Raw genomic sequence first — 14893 nt, 5'->3', positions numbered from 1 at the left:
GGGGACCCACAACAATGATTGAGCGCTCATAACCTATTATCTCCAGAGAAGGCTGACGAGTTCGACCAGGCGCTGTCCATCGGCAACCTTGACCAGGTCGTACGGCAGCTGGAGCAGAAACCCGCTCGCCACCGTCAGGACGGCCAGAACGGCGACGACCCCCACCATGACCGGGCTCCCCTCTCCGTGCGCCTCGCCCCGGGACTCCCCGAGGAACACCATGCGGAAGCTCTTGAGCATGTAGAGGAGGGTGACCACGGCCGTCAGGATGGCGAGCGTGGCGATGGCGATCCGCCCTCCCTCCACCAGGCCGTTGATAACGAAGTACTTGCTGAAGAATCCCGCCATCGGGGGGATCCCGGCGATGCTCAGGGCGCAGATGAGGTAGCTCACCCCCGTCACCGGCATCTTCCTGAACAGCCCCCCCATCTTTGTCATGTCCTTGGTATGGGTGCCGTGCTCGATGATGCCGGCGCAGAGGAAGAGCCCCCCCTTGGCGAAACCGTGGGCCATGATGTACAGGAGCGCCCCGATGTAGCCGAAGTGGGTGAAGACCATCAGCCCGAGGAAGGTGTACCCGATCTGGCTCACCGTCGAATAGGCGAGGAGGCGCTTGATGTTGGTCTCGTGCAGCGCGGCGGCGGCGCTCACGAAGGCGCTCAGGAGGGCCAAAACGAGGAGCCAGGTCTGCGCTTCGGGGGCGATCACCATGCCGTTGCAGAAGAGGCGGGCGAAGGCGTACAGGCCGATCTTGACCAGGATGGCCGCGTGCAGCAGCGAGGTGATGGTCGAGGGCGCCACCCCGGCGTCCGGCAGCCAGGTGTGGAGCGGGACCGTGGCGCTCTTGCTGAAGATGCCCGCCATGACCAGCACCAGGGCGGCGGTCCCGATCTCCTTCCCCCGCAGCTCCGAGATGTCGAAGGTGCCGTACTGGGTGAAGATCAGGGCGAAGCCCAGGAGCATGAAAACGGCGCCGCCGAAGGTGATCAGAAACGCCTTGTCGGCCTTCCAGACGTACTCCGGGTCCCGGAAATAGCCGATCAACCGCCAGCAGGCCAGCGCCGAGATCTCCCAGAACATGTAAAGGAAGATGAGGTTCCGGGAGAAGACCAGCCCCATCATCGCCCCGACGAAGAGTGTCACGATGAAATAGTATTCCGGCTCGTGCTCGGTGTGTTCGATGTACCCGAGGGAGTAGACGGCGATCAGCGTGGCGATCAGGGAGGCCGTGAAGGCCATGAACACGGCAAGCGCGTCGATGTTCGTGGAGAACTCGATCCACCGGTAGAGCGGAATCGACGACTCGCCGGTCCGGCCGGCCAGCGCCGGCCCGAGCAGGGGCCACGTCAGCACGTGGGCGCAGCCGATCAGAAGCACCGCCATCGGGCCGGTGGCCTTCCTCAGCCCCGCCCATCCCGCGAGCGGTATCAGCAGAGAACCGAGCAAGGGGACCAGAATGACCATCAAAGCTTGCGATTCCATACCATTCACTCCGACACTAGAAATAATTACCAAGTTCAAAAGAACCGGAAATTATAGGAAAACCTGCAGCTTCATTCCACCAGAATCGTAGGAGCCGCTGTTTATTCCTCCCCGGCGGCCGGGGGTTCCAGCCTCACCCTTCCGCTTCGGAGGTCGTAGTGCATGCCCAGGACCGTGACCTTCCGGGCCCATGCTTCCGATTTCAGTTCCGCCACCGTCCGGTGAACATTTTCGGCGATCGCGCGCTCGAGGCCGCCGGGGCGCGGGAGCCCGCCGACGACGGGCCGCAGCCGGTCGAGCAGGTTCTTGAGGTGCCCCGCGGCGCCCGCGTCTTCCAGCACCGCGGTTACCGCACCGCAGAAAGCGTGCCCCAGCACCACCACCAGCTCCACCCCGAGGTGCTCGACCGCGTATTGGATGCTGCCGGAGGCGGCCTCGTCCAGGCAATGGCCGGCGGTGCGGACCACGAACAGGTCCCCCAGCCCGCAATCGAAGAGAATTTCGGGGGGGACGCGCGAGTCGGAGCAGCCGAGGATCACCGCGAAAGGGTGCTGCCCGGAAACGATCTCCTCCCTCCGGGCCGGGTCCTGGTGCGGGTGCACCTCCCTGCCCGAAGCATGCCGCCGGTTGCCGGAAAGCAGACGCTCCAGCCCCTCACCCGCGCTCACCCGGGACGCGCGCGCGTTGTCATGGCTCATGCCCTTATTTCCCCGTTTTTCTGTATTTATGCCCCCGGACGCGCCGGCGCACCCCCCCCCCGACGCCGTCCGCCCGGCATTGTATACCTCCCGGACCGGAGCACAAACCCATTTTTTGAATTTCAGCCCGGGCCCGGGGTATGCTGTAAGATGTATTCGGGAATCACCCCATGAAAGGAGTCCCCCATGACCGCCGCCATCGATGGCTTGAAACCGGAACCCGTCTGGAGATATTTCGCCGAGATCTCCCGGATCCCCCGCTGCTCCAAAAACGAGGCGGCCGCCTCCCGGTACGTCCTCGACCAGGCCCGGAGGCTGGGGCTCGAGGCGGAATCGGACCCGCTGGGGAACGTCATCGTCCGCAAACCCGCCGGCGGCCTGGACGGGCGCCCGGGCGTGGCGCTGCAGGGGCACCTCGACATGGTCTGCGAGAAGAACCGGGAGACGCGGCACGATTTCCTCACCGACCCGATCCGGCTGGTGCGCCGCGGGGACGTCATCATGGCCGACGGCACCACCCTGGGGGCGGACAACGGGATCGCGGTGGCGGCGATGCTGGCCGTCATGGAGGACCGGTCGCTCCGGCACGGCCCCCTCGAACTCCTCTTCACGGTCGACGAGGAGACCGGCCTGACCGGGGCCGCCGGCCTGGGCCCCGATTTCGTGCGGAGCCGCATCCTGCTGAACCTCGACAGCGAGGAGGAGGGGACGCTCTACATCGGCTGCAGCGGGGGCCGGGACACCACCGGCGTGCTCGAGGTCCGGCAAAGGGACGCGAACCCGAGGCACGCGGCGCTGTCGGTCAAGGTCACGGGGCTCAAGGGGGGACACTCGGGGCTCGAAATCGACAAGGGCCGGGCCAACGCCGTCAAGCTCATGGGCCGCGTGCTCCTGGCCCTGTCCCCCCTCGGGGCGAGGATCTCCTCCGTCGACGGGGGGGACAAGCACAACGCCATCCCGCGCCAGTGCGAGGCGGTGCTCCTGGTCCCGCCGCGGAAGGTGAAAGCGGCCGGCGCCGCGGTCGAACAACTCCTCGCCGACATCCGGGCGGAATTCCAGGCTGCGGAGCCCGACCTCGGGATCGTCCTGGCCCCGCTCGAGGGGGACCGGCCGGAAAAAGTGCTCGGCCGCAGGGACCAGCTCACCCTGGTGCGTCTCCTCTCGGCGCTCCCCCACGGCGTCGTCAAGATGAGCGCCGAAATCCCGGGCCTGGTCGAGACCTCCACCAACCTGGCCGCGGTCCACACCGGGGGGGAAGGCGTCCGGCTCGTGACCAGCCAGCGGAGTTCGGTGGCGTCGGAGCTTAACGCGCTCGCCGCCGCGGTGGCCTCCGTCATGGAACTGGGGGGCGCCGCCATCGACACTTCCGACGCCTACCCCGGGTGGAAGCCCGACCTCGACTCCCCCATCCTGAAGATCGCCCGGGAGGCCTACCGGGAACTCTTCGGCAGGGAGCCTCAGGCGAAGGCGATCCACGCCGGGCTGGAATGCGGCGTCATCGGCGAGCGCTACCCCGGGATGGACATGATCTCCTTCGGCCCCACCCTCGAGGGGGCCCATTCGCCGGAGGAGAGGATGTATATCGACACCGTGGAAAAGTTCTGGGACCTGCTCCTCGGCATCCTCAGGCGCGTGTGACCGCCCGGCCCGCCCCCGTCAGAGTTTGGCGGGCTCGCAGAGGTTGACCGCGCGCCGCGCCGCGCGGCCGCAGACCACGCAGAGGTACTGGGCGTCCTTCGAGAGCGCCCCGACCGTCTTCATGTTGCGCAGGCTGGTTATGTGACACAGGTGTTTTTCATGGTCCGGGTGGAGGTCAGACAACTCCAGCCCGGCATCCGTCAATTCGTCCTTCTTTTCTACCATCGGACTCCCTCCCCTATGAAAGAGACAACATCCGCGCCCGGGCGGGCGCCGCTACACCATGCATAGGATCGGCCGGGCCCGGTGTCAAAGGCCCGTTACGCCTTCACGCCGCGCCGGAACTGCGGTATGCTTTGGGAAATTCCGGAAAGGAGTCGTCATGGCCAGGACACCCAGAACCCAAGCCGCCAGAACCCCGTCCGCGAAGGCGCCCGGGGCCGGCGCGCGCAGGAACGCGGCCCCCGGCGCGGCCGCGAACAAAAAGAAGACCGCCCCCCCGACGGCCGGCGTCACGGACGGGGAACGCTACCTCCTGATCGCCGAGGCCGCCTACTACCGCGCCGAGCGGCGCGGTTTCGCCCCCGGCCACGAGCTCGAAGACTGGCTGGACGCCGAGACCGAGGTGGGCCGGATGGTGGCCGTCGCCCGCACCCCCCCGGCGTCCGAAAAAGCCTGAAAGCGCCCCCTCCGATAGCGGCCACGGGACCCCATGCCGAACATAGAGCTCAAGTTCCTGAGTGTTTCCGACTACAACAGGCTGAAGGAGGCGATGATCGAGGCCTACCCGGCCATGCCCCACGCCTACTGGAAGGAGCGCCACGTCGAGCTGCTGACGCGCGCCTTCCCGGAGGGGCAGGTGATCATCACCATCGACGGGGAGCTCGCCGGCGGCGCCCTGTCCATCATCGTGGACTACGCCAGGTTCGAACCGGGACACACCTACCGGGAGATCACCGGGGACTTCACCTTCTCGACCCACGACCCGGAGGGGGACATCCTCTACGGCATCGACATCTTCATCCGGCCCAAGTTCCGCGGGCTGCGGCTGGGACGGCGCTTGTACGACTACCGCAAGGAGCTGTGCGAGAGGCTGAATCTCAGGGGGATCGTTTTCGGGGGGAGGATCCCCAACTACCACACCTACGCCGACGGCATGTCCCCCCGGGAGTACATCAGGAAGGTCCGGACCCGGGAGATTCACGACCCCGTGCTCGATTTCCAGCTCTCCAACGATTTCCACCCCGCCAAGGTCATCAAGGGGTACCTCCCGGGGGACGCCGAATCGAGCGAATACGCCGTCCTGCTGGAATGGAAGAACATCTACTACGAAAAGCCCCGGAAGAAGGCGGCCGTCATCAAGAAGTCGGTGCGCCTGGGGCTGATCCAGTGGCAGATGCGGCCCTACCGCGACCCCGGGGAGCTCATGCAGCAGGCGGAATTCTTCGTGGACGCCGTCTCCGGGTACCGCTCCGATTTCGCGCTCTTTCCCGAGTTCTTCAACGCCCCGCTGATGGCCGAAAACAACCACCTCGAGGAATCGCAGGCGATCCGGGAACTGGCCCGGCACACCGCCGGGCTGGTGGAGGACCTGTCCCGCCTGGCCATCGCCTACAACATCAACATCATCACCGGCAGCATGCCGGAAATGGTCGACGGGCGCCTCTACAACGCCGGCTACCTCTGCAAGCGGCAGGGGTCGGTGGAGCGGTTCGAGAAGATCCACGTCACCCCCGACGAGGCCCGGGTCTGGGGGCTGCAGGGGGGGGGGAATTTCCGCGCTTTCGACACCGACTGCGGGAAGATCGGGGTCCTGATCTGCTATGACGTCGAGTTCCCGGAGCTGGGCCGCCTGCTGGCCGACGAGGGGATGGACATCCTCTTCGTCCCCTTCCTCACCGACACCCAGAACAGCTTCTCCCGGGTGCGCCACTGCGCCCAGTCCCGGGCGATCGAGAACGAGTGCTACGTCGCCATCGCCGGGAGCGTCGGGAACCTCCCGAAGGTGCACAACATGGACATCCAGTACGCCCAGTCGATGGTGCTGACCCCCTGCGACTTTCCCTTCCCCGCCAACGGGGTCAAGGCCGAAGCCACCCCCAACACCGAGATGATCCTGGTCACCGACGTGGACATCGACATGCTCCGGGAACTCCACCAGTTCGGCAGCGTGCGCAACCTGAAGGACCGGCGCCGCGACCTCTACGAGGTGCGCAGGCTCTAGCCCGCATTTATGAATCACGCGGACCAGGAGCCCCCTACTGCACCCGCGTCCCGCTGGAGCTGGCGCCGCCCCGCGTGTTTTTTCTCCTCTGGGCCTCGAGCGCCTGGATGAACCCGTCGAGGATCTCGACCGGGATGGCGATCACGGCCTTCACCGGGGCCGGCAGGACCCCTTTCAGGCGCATCTCGCGCGCCTCCTCCTCGTTCTGCGGCCCGATCACCTCGCAGAAGGTCAGGGTGCAGTCGACGGGAGAGGCGCTCACCTGCACGTAATTGGAATAGACCCGCGGGGAGCTCCGGTGCGGGTCGGGGACGATTTCGACGGGTCTCTCTTCGTTAGGCATCGCGATTCCTCGGACTCTACCCCGGGGGCCACTTCAGGATCCGGCCTCCCAGGATATGGATGTGAAGGTGGAAAACGGTCTGGCCGGCCTCGGCGTTGGTGTTGATCACGGTCCGGTACCCGGTGCGGTCGATCCCCTGCCGGCGGGCCATCTCCCCCACCACCCCCATCATGTGGCCGAGGAGGTCCCGGTCCCCCTCCTGGAGGTCGTTCAGGGAACCGATGTGCCGGCGCGGGATGACGAGCAGGTGCACCGGGGCCCGCGGGTGGATGTCGGGGAAGACGACGCAGTGCTCGTCCTCGTAAAGGATCGCGGCCGCCCGCTCGTGCGCGGCCACCTGGCAGAAGGTGCACCCGAACAGCTTCATCATTCCTCTCTTGTAGGCGTAGAAAACGAGCTTCTTGACTGCAAAGGGGATCATGACCGGTGCCGGCCTCCCTAGCGGATCCGTTCGATGCGGGCTCCCAGTTGCGCCATCTTGTCCTCGATGCGGTAATAGCCCCGGTCCAGGTGGTAGACCCGGTCGATGACGGTCTCCCCCTCGGCCACCAGCCCCGCGAGGATGAGGGAGGCGCTGGCCCGCAGGTCGGAGGCCAGGACCCTGGCCCCGGTCAGCGGCCGCCCCCCGCGGACCATGGCCTGCCGCCCCTCGATCGTGATGTCGGCCCCCATCCGGATCAGCTCGAGCGCGTGCAGGAAACGGTTTTCGAAGATCGTCTCGGTGATGATGGCGGTCCCGTCCCCCTGGGTCATCAGCGCCATGTACTGGGCCTGCATGTCGGTGGGGAACGCGGGATAGGGGTAGGTCGTCACGTTTTTGGACGAAATCGGGTCCCGCCCCCGGATGCGGAAGCCGTCCTTGCCGATGGAGATCTCGGCGCCGGCCTGGGCCAGCTGCGTCAACACCGCCGTCAGCTGCTGCGGGTTGCAGCCGGCGACCTCCACGTCCCCCCGGGTGATCGCGGCGGCCGCGGCGAAGGTCCCGGCCTCGATCCGGTCGGGGATGATGCGGTGGCGGCAGCCGCGCAACCGGCGGGCGCCGCGGATCCGGATGGTGCGCGTCCCGTCCCCCTCGATGTGGGCCCCCATGGCGCGGAGCATGGCGGCCAGGTCGCCGACCTCCGGTTCGCAGGCCGCGTTGTCGAGCACGGTTTCCCCGTCGGCCAAAGCCGCCGCCATCATCAGGTTTTCCGTCCCGGTGACCGTCACCGTTTCCATCTGGATGTAGGCGCCGTGCAGGCCCTCGGTGGACGCCTCCACGTAGCCGTGCGCCACCTCGCACACCGCCCCCATCCTCTCCAGCCCCGCCAGGTGGATGTTGACGGGGCGCGCGCCTATGGCGCACCCGCCCGGCAGGGAGACCCGCGCCTTCCGGAAGCGCCCGAGGAGCGGGCCGAGGACCAGGATCGAGGCCCGCATCGTCTTGACCAGCTCGTAGGGGGCTTCGAAGGAACGGATCTCCGCGGCCCGGAAGGTGCCGGTCCCGTCTTCCCTGATTTCGGCCTCGGCCCCCATCTTCTCGAGCAGGTCGCGCGTGGTCAGGATGTCGCGCACGCGCGGGAGGTTCTCCAGCTGCACCGCCTCCCCGGTCAGCAGCGACGCCGCCATGGCCGGCAGGGCCGCGTTCTTCGCCCCGCTCGTCTCCACCCGCCCCCTCAGGGGGACCCCTCCCTCGATCCGAATCTTATCCATGCGTTCTCCGGCCGGGCCGGCGCGCGATGACGACCCGCGCGATGCCCTGCAAATCACGGACCGCCGCCCCCGGCCGCAGCCCCGCTTCCTCCATCAGCCGCCCCACCGCCCCGGCCTGCCCCCGGCCGACCTCGAGCAGCAGCTCCCCCCCGGGGACCAGCCTCGCGGCCGCCGCCGGGATCAGCCTGCGATGGACATCGAGCCCGTCCTCGCCCCCGATGAGGGCGGGGCGCGGCTCGTACTCCCTCACCTCGCGCGGAAGATCATTATAGTCCCCGGACGGGACATACGGGGGATTGCTCAGGATAAAATCGAGACACCCCCGCTCCGGGAAGCATTCGAGCAGGTCCGCCGCGACCCACACGACCCGCCCGGCCGCCCCGAGCCGCACGCCGTTTTCCGCCGCGACCCGGAGCGCGGCGAAGGAGCGGTCCACCCCGTAGCCGGACGATTCCGGGAACTCGCAGGCGACCGACAGGGCGATGCAGCCGCTCCCGGTGCCGACATCGGCGTAGCGAAGGCCGGGCCGCCCGAGGGACCGCATCCGCCCGATCGCCTCCTCCACCAGGATCTCCGTCTCCGGACGGGGGATCAGCACGTCGGGCGTCACCCGGAAGGGGCGGCCGTAGAATTCGCGCTCCCCCGTCAGGTACTGCAGCGGCTCCCCCCGCACCCTGCGTGCCGCGAGCGCGTCGAGGATCTCCGTCGTCTCCGGCGCCAGTCCCCGCTCGGGGTGGGCCAGCACGCGCTCCCGGTTCCACCCGAGGGCGAAGCCGATCAGCAGTTCGGCCGTCAGGGCGGGGGACTCGACACCCGCCCGCCCGAACTCCCCCATCATGCGCGCGCGCGCGGAGGCGATGGTCTGGACGGGGGTCTGCATGGGCGGCGGCCTACAGCGACTGCTTCAGCTTCTCGGCCTGGTGGTGCGTCACCAGGGCTTCGAGCATCGCCTGGATGTTGCCGTCCATGAAGTCGTTGAGGTTGTGGATGGTCAGGCCGATGCGGTGGTCGGTGACGCGGTTCTGGGGATAGTTGTAGGTCCGGATCTTCTCGCTCCGGTCCCCGGAGCCGACCTGGCTCCGGCGGTCTTCGGCGATCGTCTTCTGCTGCTCCTGGAGCGCGATGTCGTACAGGCGCGAGCGGAGTACGCGCATCGCCTTGGCCCGGTTCTTGATCTGCGACTTCTCGTCCTGGCAGGAGACCACCAGCCCCGTCGGGATGTGGGTGATCCGGACCGCGGAGTAGGTGGTGTTGACCGACTGGCCTCCCGGACCGGAGGAGCAGAAGGTGTCGATGCGGATGTCCCTGGCGTCGATGTCCACCTCCACGTCGTCCGCCTCCGGCAGCACCGCCACCGTGACGGCGGAGGTGTGGATCCTGCCGTTGGCCTCGGTCTCCGGCACCCGCTGCACCCGGTGCACGCCGCTCTCGTACTTCAGCTTGCTGTAGACGCGGTCCCCCTCCACGATCGCGATGATCTCCTTGAACCCGCCCACCTCCGACTCGTGCCCTTCCATGATCTCCACGCGCCACCCGGTCCGCTCGGTGAAGCGGGAATACATGCGGAAAAGCTCCGCGGCGAAGAGGGTGGCCTCGTTGCCGCCGGTGCCGGCGCGGATTTCCAGCAGCACGTTCCTGTCGTCGTTGGGGTCCCGCGGCATCAGCAGCAGCTGCAGCCCCTTCCGGCACTCCTCCTCCCGCCGCGTGAGTTCGGCCGCTTCCTCCTCGACCATCTTCTTCATCTCGGGATCGGTCTCGGAGACCCCCAGGGCCCGGGTCTCCTCCAGGGCGCGCAGGATCCCCTTGTATTCGCGGAACTTCTCCACGACCGGCTCGAGATCCCGGTAGGATTTCGCATGCTTCTGGTAGGCCGGCTGGTCGGCGATCACCGCCGGGTCCGCCAGGAGCACGCCCAGTTCCTCGAATTTTCTTTCCAGGGAGTTCAGCTTTTCGATCATGGAATTTCCGTCACGCCGTACCCCGCAAGAGCGCGGATTGCGGCGCCGGAACGGCGCGCGCGGCTGGTTGCACGTTCACCACGGACGGCGTCAGGCCTTGGGCTTCCCGTCCTTGTCCAGGCCGTAGCGCCGCTGGAAACGCTCGATCCGGCCGGCCGTGTCCACCAGCTTCTGCTTCCCCGTGTAGAACGGGTGGCACTGGGAGCAGAGCTCCAGCCTGATTTCGGACTTGGTGCTGCGGGTTTCGAACCGGTTGCCGCAGGCGCAGCTGACGGTGATGTTGTGGTACTTGGGATGGATTCCTTCTTTCATGATCCGCCTCGCAACCCGGCCGGCACCTCCCCCCCTCACCTGGCGGGGCGGACGGGCACAGCCGGAGATAAAACCTGCAATATAGCATCGGAGCCGCATGCATACCAGCAGTTTTCCGTTCCCGGGCGCCGGCCGGAGCGGGGGCTGAATGTCCTTCCGCCGGGTCGGCGAGTATGGTAGTGTTTACGGTCGCCCTCGGCCGCCGGGCCCAGGCGCATGCCCCGGGCGTCTTTGCGGGCTCTTGCATACCTATGAGTATAATGAAGATATACTTTCACAACAACTGCTTTGACGGGATGGCCTCGGCCGCGGTCTTCAGCCAGTTCTACCTCGACTGCATCGACCCGAACTGCAGCTTCACCTACGAGGGGCTGGCGCACCGGGCGGGGGAACTTTTTCTGGACGTCCGGTTCGACGGGGACCGGAACGCCATCGTCGATTTCAAATATTCCAGCGACCCGCGCCTGACCTGGTGGTTCGACCACCACCAGAGCGCCTTCCTCTCGAGGGAGGACGAGGCCCACTTCAGGGCGGACAGGAGCGGCCGGAAATTCCACGACCCGACCTACCGCTCCTGCACCAAGTTCATCGCCGAGATGTGCGGGAAGCACTTCTCCTTCGATTCCGCCCGCATGGCGGAACTGATCCGCTGGGCCGACATCATCGACGGCGCCCTGTTCGAGAGCGCCCGGGCCGCCGTGGAACTCGCCGAGCCGGCGATGAAGCTCATGATGGTGGTCGAGGGGCTCCGCGACAGCGGGAAGATCTGCGCCCTGATCGGGGAATTCCGCGAGCGCCCCCTGGGCGACATCATCGGGATCCCCTGGGTGCGCGACGCCTTCAACCCCCTGTACGAAAGGCACCTCGGCTCGATCGACATCATCCGCCGGCACGCCGAGTACGCCGACCGCACCGTCTTTTTCGACATCACCGGGTACGAACTGGAAGGCTACAACAAGTTCATCCCCTACTACCTCCACCCCGAAGCCACCTATTGCGTGGGCCTGAGCCTTTCGAGCTACCGGACCAAGATCTCGGTCGGTTCCAACCCGTGGAGCCCCGTGCCGCGCACCCACAACCTGGCCAGGCTGTGCGAACGCCACGGCGGGGGGGGCCACCCGGTGGTGGGAGCGATCTCCTTCCCCCCCACGGAGCTGGAGAAGGCGCGCCGCATCGCCCTCGAGATCACGGAAGAACTGCGCGGCGCCCCCAGCCCGTAAGCGCCTCCCCCCGGCGGGAGCACCCGGCGGAATTCGCTTGTGCCGGGAACTGAAATATTTTATAAATCAATCGTTTGTAGTCGGTTTGCCCGGAATGATTCGTTCATGCGGCATCCGGTCGTGCTTTCATTGACTCCCGATCTGTTCTCGGCCCCCCTCCGAAAGCCCGCGATGCTCCGAACGCTTGATATTTGAATCGGATACTGGTTAGCCTGGGTTCCCCGCCTGTACCCCCGGACGGGAGAACACCGCGTCTGTGCCGCCGCGGGCGGCCTTCAGGCGGGAAATTTCTAGGAAAGGAGCAATTCCTTGGACATAATCGCGGAAAAGATCAACGGGACGCGCAAGCGGGTGGCCAAGGCCATCCAGGAACGCGACGCGGAATTCATACAGAATCTTGCCAGGGAACAGGCCTCGGTCGCCCATACCTCGTGGGTGGACGCCAATGCGGGCACGGCGCCGCAGCGCGAACCCGAAGACCTCATCTGGCTGGTGGAAACGATCCAGGCCGTCATCGACAAGCCGATCGCCCTCGACAGCGCCAACCCGAAGGCCCTCGAGGCGGCGATCCGGGTGGTCAAGACCAAGCCGATGATCAACTCGATCAGCCTGGAACCTGGGCGCCAGGACATCTTCCCCATCGTCGCCGAACATGATTGCCCGACGGTCGCCCTGGCGAGCGGGGAGAAGGGGCTCCCCAAATCGCAGGAGGAGTGCCTCGGCAACATCGCCCGGCTGCTCGAAAAGACCCGGGCGCTCGGGATCAGGGACGGCAACCTCTACGTCGACCCGCTCGCGATGACCATCGGGTCGGGCATCCAGAACGGCCTCATCTTCTTCGACAGCGTCCGCGAGATCCGCCGGCGGTTCCCGGAGGTCCACATCACCTGCGGGCTGAGCAACATCTCCTTCGGGCTGCCGGCCAGGACATACATCAACCGGGTGTTCCTGGCGCTATCGATGCAGGCGGGGATGGACTGCGCCATCTGCGACCCGAACAACCACGACATCCAGACCACCATTCTGGCCACCGAGCTTCTGCTGGCCCGGGACAGGCATTGCCTCAATTATACCCGCGCCTTCCGCGCGGGGGTGTTCAACAAGCCCGTATAAGGATTCTGTAATAACCACTTCCAGGGAAGGTAAAAAGGAGAGCTTATGTCACAGGAACTGATCGATCTCGTTGTGGACATGCGTGAGGAAGAAGCCGTCAAACTTGCGGAAAAACTGCTCGACGAGGGCGTGGAGCCCCTCAGCCTGCTCGACGACTGCCGCACGGCGCTCGGTATCATCGGCGACCGCTTCGCCGCCGGCGAATGCTTCGTTCCCGAACTGATCCTGGCCGGCGAAATGCTCCGGCAGATCGGGGCGATGGTCAAGCCGCGCCTGGCAGCGGGCGGCGGCGAGGAGCAGAAGAAGCTGGGCCGCATCGTCTTCGGCACCGTGGAGGGGGACATCCACGACATCGCCAAGGATATCGTGGTCTTCATGCTCGACATCAACGGGTTCGATGTCATGGATCTCGGCGTGGACGTCCCCGCGGCCAGGTTCGTGGAAGCGGTCAAGGAATTCAAGCCCCAGGTCGTCGGACTCAGCGGCTTTCTGACCCTCGCCTACGACCCGATGAAGAACACCGTCCAGGCCCTGGTCGACGCCGGCTTGCGCGACAGCGTCAAGGTCATGATCGGCGGCGGGCAGATGGACGACCAGGTGGCCGCCTACGCCAAGGCGGACGCCTACGGCAAGGACGCGATGGCTGCAGTGAATCTGTCCAAAGGATGGGTAGGAGCAAAATAGCGATGCCAAAACCGGAAAATTTTGAAAGCCTGACCCCGGACCAGAAGCGCCAGGCGCGGCTGGACGCCTGGATCAACCACGAGGGGATCGAGTTCACGGACCCCGGGGCGGAGAACTCCTACCGGGAGCGGGCCCGGCTCTTCGCCGACGTTTTCCAGTTGAAGAAGCCCGCCCGTGTCCCGGTGGCGATCTCCACCGGGTTCGCCCCCTTCCACTACGCCGGCTACTCGTGCAGGGACGCCATGTACGACGCCGACAAGCTCGGCCTGGCGATGAAGAAGTTCCACGCCGATTTCATGCCCGACGCCGCCGCGAGCTCGGGGCTGTACGTCCCGGGCCAGGTGCTGGAACTCCTCGACTACAAGCTCTATCACTGGCCGGGGCACGGGGTGCCGGAGAACACCTCCTACCAGTGCGCCGAGGCCGAGTTCATGAAAGCGGAGGAGTACGGCGCCTACCTCGCCGACCCGAGCGACTATTTCATCCGCACCTACCTGCCGCGGGTGATGGGGGCGCTGGAGCCGTGGAAGGAGCTCCCCCCCTTCACCAACCTGCTCGAACTCCCCTTCATCCCCTGGGGCATGCTCCCCTTCGGGCTGCCCCACATCCAGGAGACCTTCAAGAAGCTCATGAAGGCGGGGGAACTTTCTCTCCAGTGGGCGGGCAGGGTGGCCGAGATCGACCGGGGCGTCATCACCGGCCTGGGGCTGCCCAAATACCAGGGGGGCTTCTCGAAGGCGCCTTTCGACGTCATCGGGGATACCATGCGCGGGACCCGCGCGATGATGCTCGACACCTTCCGCAAGAAGAAGGAGATCGTCGCGGCGTGCGACCGCATCGTCCCCTTCATGGCCCGCATGCCCTACGGGGCCTACCAGTGGGGGGGGGCGCCCACCGCGTTCTTCCCGCTCCACAAGGGGGCCGACGGCTTCATGTCGCCGAAGGTGTTCCAGGAGCTCTACTGGCCCTCCCTGAAGGCCGTCCTGCTCGAACTGATCAGGGACGGCATGATCCCCTTCCTCTTCGTCGAGGGGAGCTACAACCAGCGGCTGGACCTCATCACCGACCCCGACATCCCGGCCGGGAGCACGATCTGGTACTTCGACAAGACGGACATGAAGGAGGTCAAAAAGCACCTCCAGGGGTGGGCCTGCTTCTCGGGCAACTTCCCCTCCTCGCTGCTGAAGACGGGGACGGTGGCCCAGGTGAAGGAGCACTGCCGGCAGCTGCTCGACGACCTGGCCGGCGACGGCGGCTACTACATGGTCAACGGCGCCGTGCTCGACGAGATGAACCCCGACAACCTCCACGCCTACGTCGAGACCGTGAAGACGCACAGGTAGCCCGGTCCCGGCCGGGCGGCCGCGCCCTCCGGGGAGGCGATCCGAAAGGAGGCGCCTCCCCCGTTGACTCATAATTAAATGTTACCGAAGCGGGCCTCAGTGGATCGTTGACCACATATGGTCTGCTTATAGCAGGATTGGAAGATATTTTTAAGCTTTCTCTCGATGAATTCTCTGAGTGTGAAT

At 66.2% G+C, this 14893-nt stretch carries 16 protein-coding genes; 7 read left to right on the top strand and 9 right to left on the bottom strand.

The features are described 5' to 3' along the window. Positions 1 to 36: 36 nt before the first annotated feature. Together GXY47_07365 and GXY47_07360 are read right to left on the bottom strand one after the other, a co-directional pair. On the bottom strand, positions 37 to 1482 hold the full coding sequence (locus tag GXY47_07365; GenBank protein NLV30962.1) for an NADH-quinone oxidoreductase subunit L: 1446 nt from the start codon (positions 1480 to 1482) through the stop codon (positions 37 to 39). Between the two features lie 101 nt (positions 1483 to 1583). Continuing rightward, on the bottom strand, positions 1584 to 2180 hold the full coding sequence (locus GXY47_07360) for a carbonic anhydrase (protein ID NLV30961.1): 597 nt from the start codon (positions 2178 to 2180) through the stop codon (positions 1584 to 1586). A gap of 186 nt (positions 2181 to 2366) precedes the next feature. On the opposite strand from GXY47_07360, the gene GXY47_07355 reads away from it, so the two are divergent. Beyond that, positions 2367 to 3818 (top strand): aminoacyl-histidine dipeptidase, encoded by a 1452-nt coding sequence (locus GXY47_07355; protein NLV30960.1) that lies wholly within the window; start codon positions 2367 to 2369, stop codon positions 3816 to 3818. A gap of 18 nt (positions 3819 to 3836) precedes the next feature. Here GXY47_07355 and GXY47_07350 read toward each other — a convergent pair whose 3' ends face one another. Continuing rightward, positions 3837 to 4043 carry a hypothetical protein gene (locus GXY47_07350; protein ID NLV30959.1) on the bottom strand — a complete coding sequence of 69 codons (207 nt, stop codon included), beginning with the start codon at positions 4041 to 4043 and terminating at the stop codon, positions 3837 to 3839. 58 nt (positions 4044 to 4101) lie between these two features. Between GXY47_07350 and GXY47_07345 the strand changes: the two genes are divergently transcribed. Both GXY47_07345 and GXY47_07340 read left to right on the top strand, forming a co-directional pair. Next, the gene (locus tag GXY47_07345) at positions 4102 to 4497 is read left to right on the top strand and encodes a DUF2934 domain-containing protein (GenBank protein NLV30958.1); all 396 of its coding nucleotides are present in this window, start codon (positions 4102 to 4104) and stop codon (positions 4495 to 4497) included. Between the two features lie 33 nt (positions 4498 to 4530). Beyond that, positions 4531 to 6042, top strand: coding sequence for a GNAT family N-acetyltransferase (locus GXY47_07340; protein NLV30957.1), 1512 nt, complete (start codon positions 4531 to 4533; stop codon positions 6040 to 6042). A gap of 34 nt (positions 6043 to 6076) precedes the next feature. Here GXY47_07340 and GXY47_07335 read toward each other — a convergent pair whose 3' ends face one another. The 6 genes from GXY47_07335 to rpmE all read right to left on the bottom strand — a co-directional run bounded on the left by GXY47_07335 (position 6077) and on the right by rpmE (position 10347). After that, the gene (locus GXY47_07335) at positions 6077 to 6385 is read right to left on the bottom strand and encodes a hypothetical protein (GenBank protein NLV30956.1); all 309 of its coding nucleotides are present in this window, start codon (positions 6383 to 6385) and stop codon (positions 6077 to 6079) included. Positions 6386 to 6401: 16 nt separating this feature from the next. Beyond that, positions 6402 to 6752, bottom strand: coding sequence for a histidine triad nucleotide-binding protein (locus tag GXY47_07330; protein ID NLV30955.1), 351 nt, complete (start codon positions 6750 to 6752; stop codon positions 6402 to 6404). A 71-nt stretch (positions 6753 to 6823) separates the two neighbouring features. Next, positions 6824 to 8077 carry a UDP-N-acetylglucosamine 1-carboxyvinyltransferase gene (gene murA, locus GXY47_07325; GenBank protein ID NLV30954.1) on the bottom strand — a complete coding sequence of 418 codons (1254 nt, stop codon included), beginning with the start codon at positions 8075 to 8077 and terminating at the stop codon, positions 6824 to 6826. Continuing rightward, on the bottom strand, positions 8070 to 8957 hold the full coding sequence (gene prmC, locus GXY47_07320; protein NLV30953.1) for a peptide chain release factor N(5)-glutamine methyltransferase: 888 nt from the start codon (positions 8955 to 8957) through the stop codon (positions 8070 to 8072). The genes murA and prmC overlap by 8 nt, the downstream gene beginning before the upstream one ends. A gap of 10 nt (positions 8958 to 8967) precedes the next feature. Continuing rightward, positions 8968 to 10035, bottom strand: coding sequence for a peptide chain release factor 1 (gene prfA / locus GXY47_07315; protein ID NLV30952.1), 1068 nt, complete (start codon positions 10033 to 10035; stop codon positions 8968 to 8970). 90 nt (positions 10036 to 10125) lie between these two features. Then, the gene (gene rpmE, locus GXY47_07310) at positions 10126 to 10347 is read right to left on the bottom strand and encodes a 50S ribosomal protein L31 (protein NLV30951.1); all 222 of its coding nucleotides are present in this window, start codon (positions 10345 to 10347) and stop codon (positions 10126 to 10128) included. 251 nt (positions 10348 to 10598) lie between these two features. Between rpmE and GXY47_07305 the strand changes: the two genes are divergently transcribed. The 4 genes from GXY47_07305 to GXY47_07290 all read left to right on the top strand — a co-directional run bounded on the left by GXY47_07305 (position 10599) and on the right by GXY47_07290 (position 14707). Next, the gene (locus GXY47_07305; protein ID NLV30950.1) at positions 10599 to 11567 is read left to right on the top strand and encodes a phosphoesterase; all 969 of its coding nucleotides are present in this window, start codon (positions 10599 to 10601) and stop codon (positions 11565 to 11567) included. Positions 11568 to 11876: 309 nt separating this feature from the next. Continuing rightward, positions 11877 to 12680, top strand: coding sequence for a dihydropteroate synthase (locus GXY47_07300; GenBank protein ID NLV30949.1), 804 nt, complete (start codon positions 11877 to 11879; stop codon positions 12678 to 12680). Positions 12681 to 12725: 45 nt separating this feature from the next. Further along, on the top strand, positions 12726 to 13364 hold the full coding sequence (locus GXY47_07295; GenBank protein NLV30948.1) for a methionine synthase: 639 nt from the start codon (positions 12726 to 12728) through the stop codon (positions 13362 to 13364). 2 nt (positions 13365 to 13366) lie between these two features. Continuing rightward, positions 13367 to 14707 (top strand): uroporphyrinogen decarboxylase, encoded by a 1341-nt coding sequence (locus GXY47_07290; protein NLV30947.1) that lies wholly within the window; start codon positions 13367 to 13369, stop codon positions 14705 to 14707. The last annotated feature ends 186 nt before the right edge of the window (positions 14708 to 14893 follow it).

It is taken from the genome of Acidobacteriota bacterium, from assembly GCA_012729555.1.
Lineage (GTDB): Bacteria > Acidobacteriota > UBA6911 > UBA6911 > UBA6911 > UBA6911.
This window is presented reverse-complemented; position numbering and strand designations above follow the sequence as displayed.

What these genes read in the sequence shown, in the direction of transcription:
- GXY47_07365 (NLV30962.1), bottom strand. Translation starts at nt 1,482, where the DNA reads ATGGAATCGCAAGCTTTGATGGTCATTCTGGTCCCCTTGCTCGGTTCT.
- GXY47_07360 (NLV30961.1), bottom strand. Translation starts at nt 2,180, where the DNA reads ATGAGCCATGACAACGCGCGCGCGTCCCGGGTGAGCGCGGGTGAGGGG.
- GXY47_07355 (NLV30960.1), top strand. Translation starts at nt 2,367, where the DNA reads ATGACCGCCGCCATCGATGGCTTGAAACCGGAACCCGTCTGGAGATAT.
- GXY47_07350 (NLV30959.1), bottom strand. Translation starts at nt 4,043, where the DNA reads ATGGTAGAAAAGAAGGACGAATTGACGGATGCCGGGCTGGAGTTGTCT.
- GXY47_07345 (NLV30958.1), top strand. Translation starts at nt 4,102, where the DNA reads ATGCATAGGATCGGCCGGGCCCGGTGTCAAAGGCCCGTTACGCCTTCA.
- GXY47_07340 (NLV30957.1), top strand. Translation starts at nt 4,531, where the DNA reads ATGCCGAACATAGAGCTCAAGTTCCTGAGTGTTTCCGACTACAACAGG.
- GXY47_07335 (NLV30956.1), bottom strand. Translation starts at nt 6,385, where the DNA reads ATGCCTAACGAAGAGAGACCCGTCGAAATCGTCCCCGACCCGCACCGG.
- GXY47_07330 (NLV30955.1), bottom strand. Translation starts at nt 6,752, where the DNA reads ATGAAGCTGTTCGGGTGCACCTTCTGCCAGGTGGCCGCGCACGAGCGG.
- murA (NLV30954.1), bottom strand. Translation starts at nt 8,077, where the DNA reads ATGGATAAGATTCGGATCGAGGGAGGGGTCCCCCTGAGGGGGCGGGTG.
- prmC (NLV30953.1), bottom strand. Translation starts at nt 8,957, where the DNA reads ATGCAGACCCCCGTCCAGACCATCGCCTCCGCGCGCGCGCGCATGATG.
- prfA (NLV30952.1), bottom strand. Translation starts at nt 10,035, where the DNA reads ATGATCGAAAAGCTGAACTCCCTGGAAAGAAAATTCGAGGAACTGGGC.
- rpmE (NLV30951.1), bottom strand. Translation starts at nt 10,347, where the DNA reads ATGAAAGAAGGAATCCATCCCAAGTACCACAACATCACCGTCAGCTGC.
- GXY47_07305 (NLV30950.1), top strand. Translation starts at nt 10,599, where the DNA reads ATGAGTATAATGAAGATATACTTTCACAACAACTGCTTTGACGGGATG.
- GXY47_07295 (NLV30948.1), top strand. Translation starts at nt 12,726, where the DNA reads ATGTCACAGGAACTGATCGATCTCGTTGTGGACATGCGTGAGGAAGAA.
- GXY47_07290 (NLV30947.1), top strand. Translation starts at nt 13,367, where the DNA reads ATGCCAAAACCGGAAAATTTTGAAAGCCTGACCCCGGACCAGAAGCGC.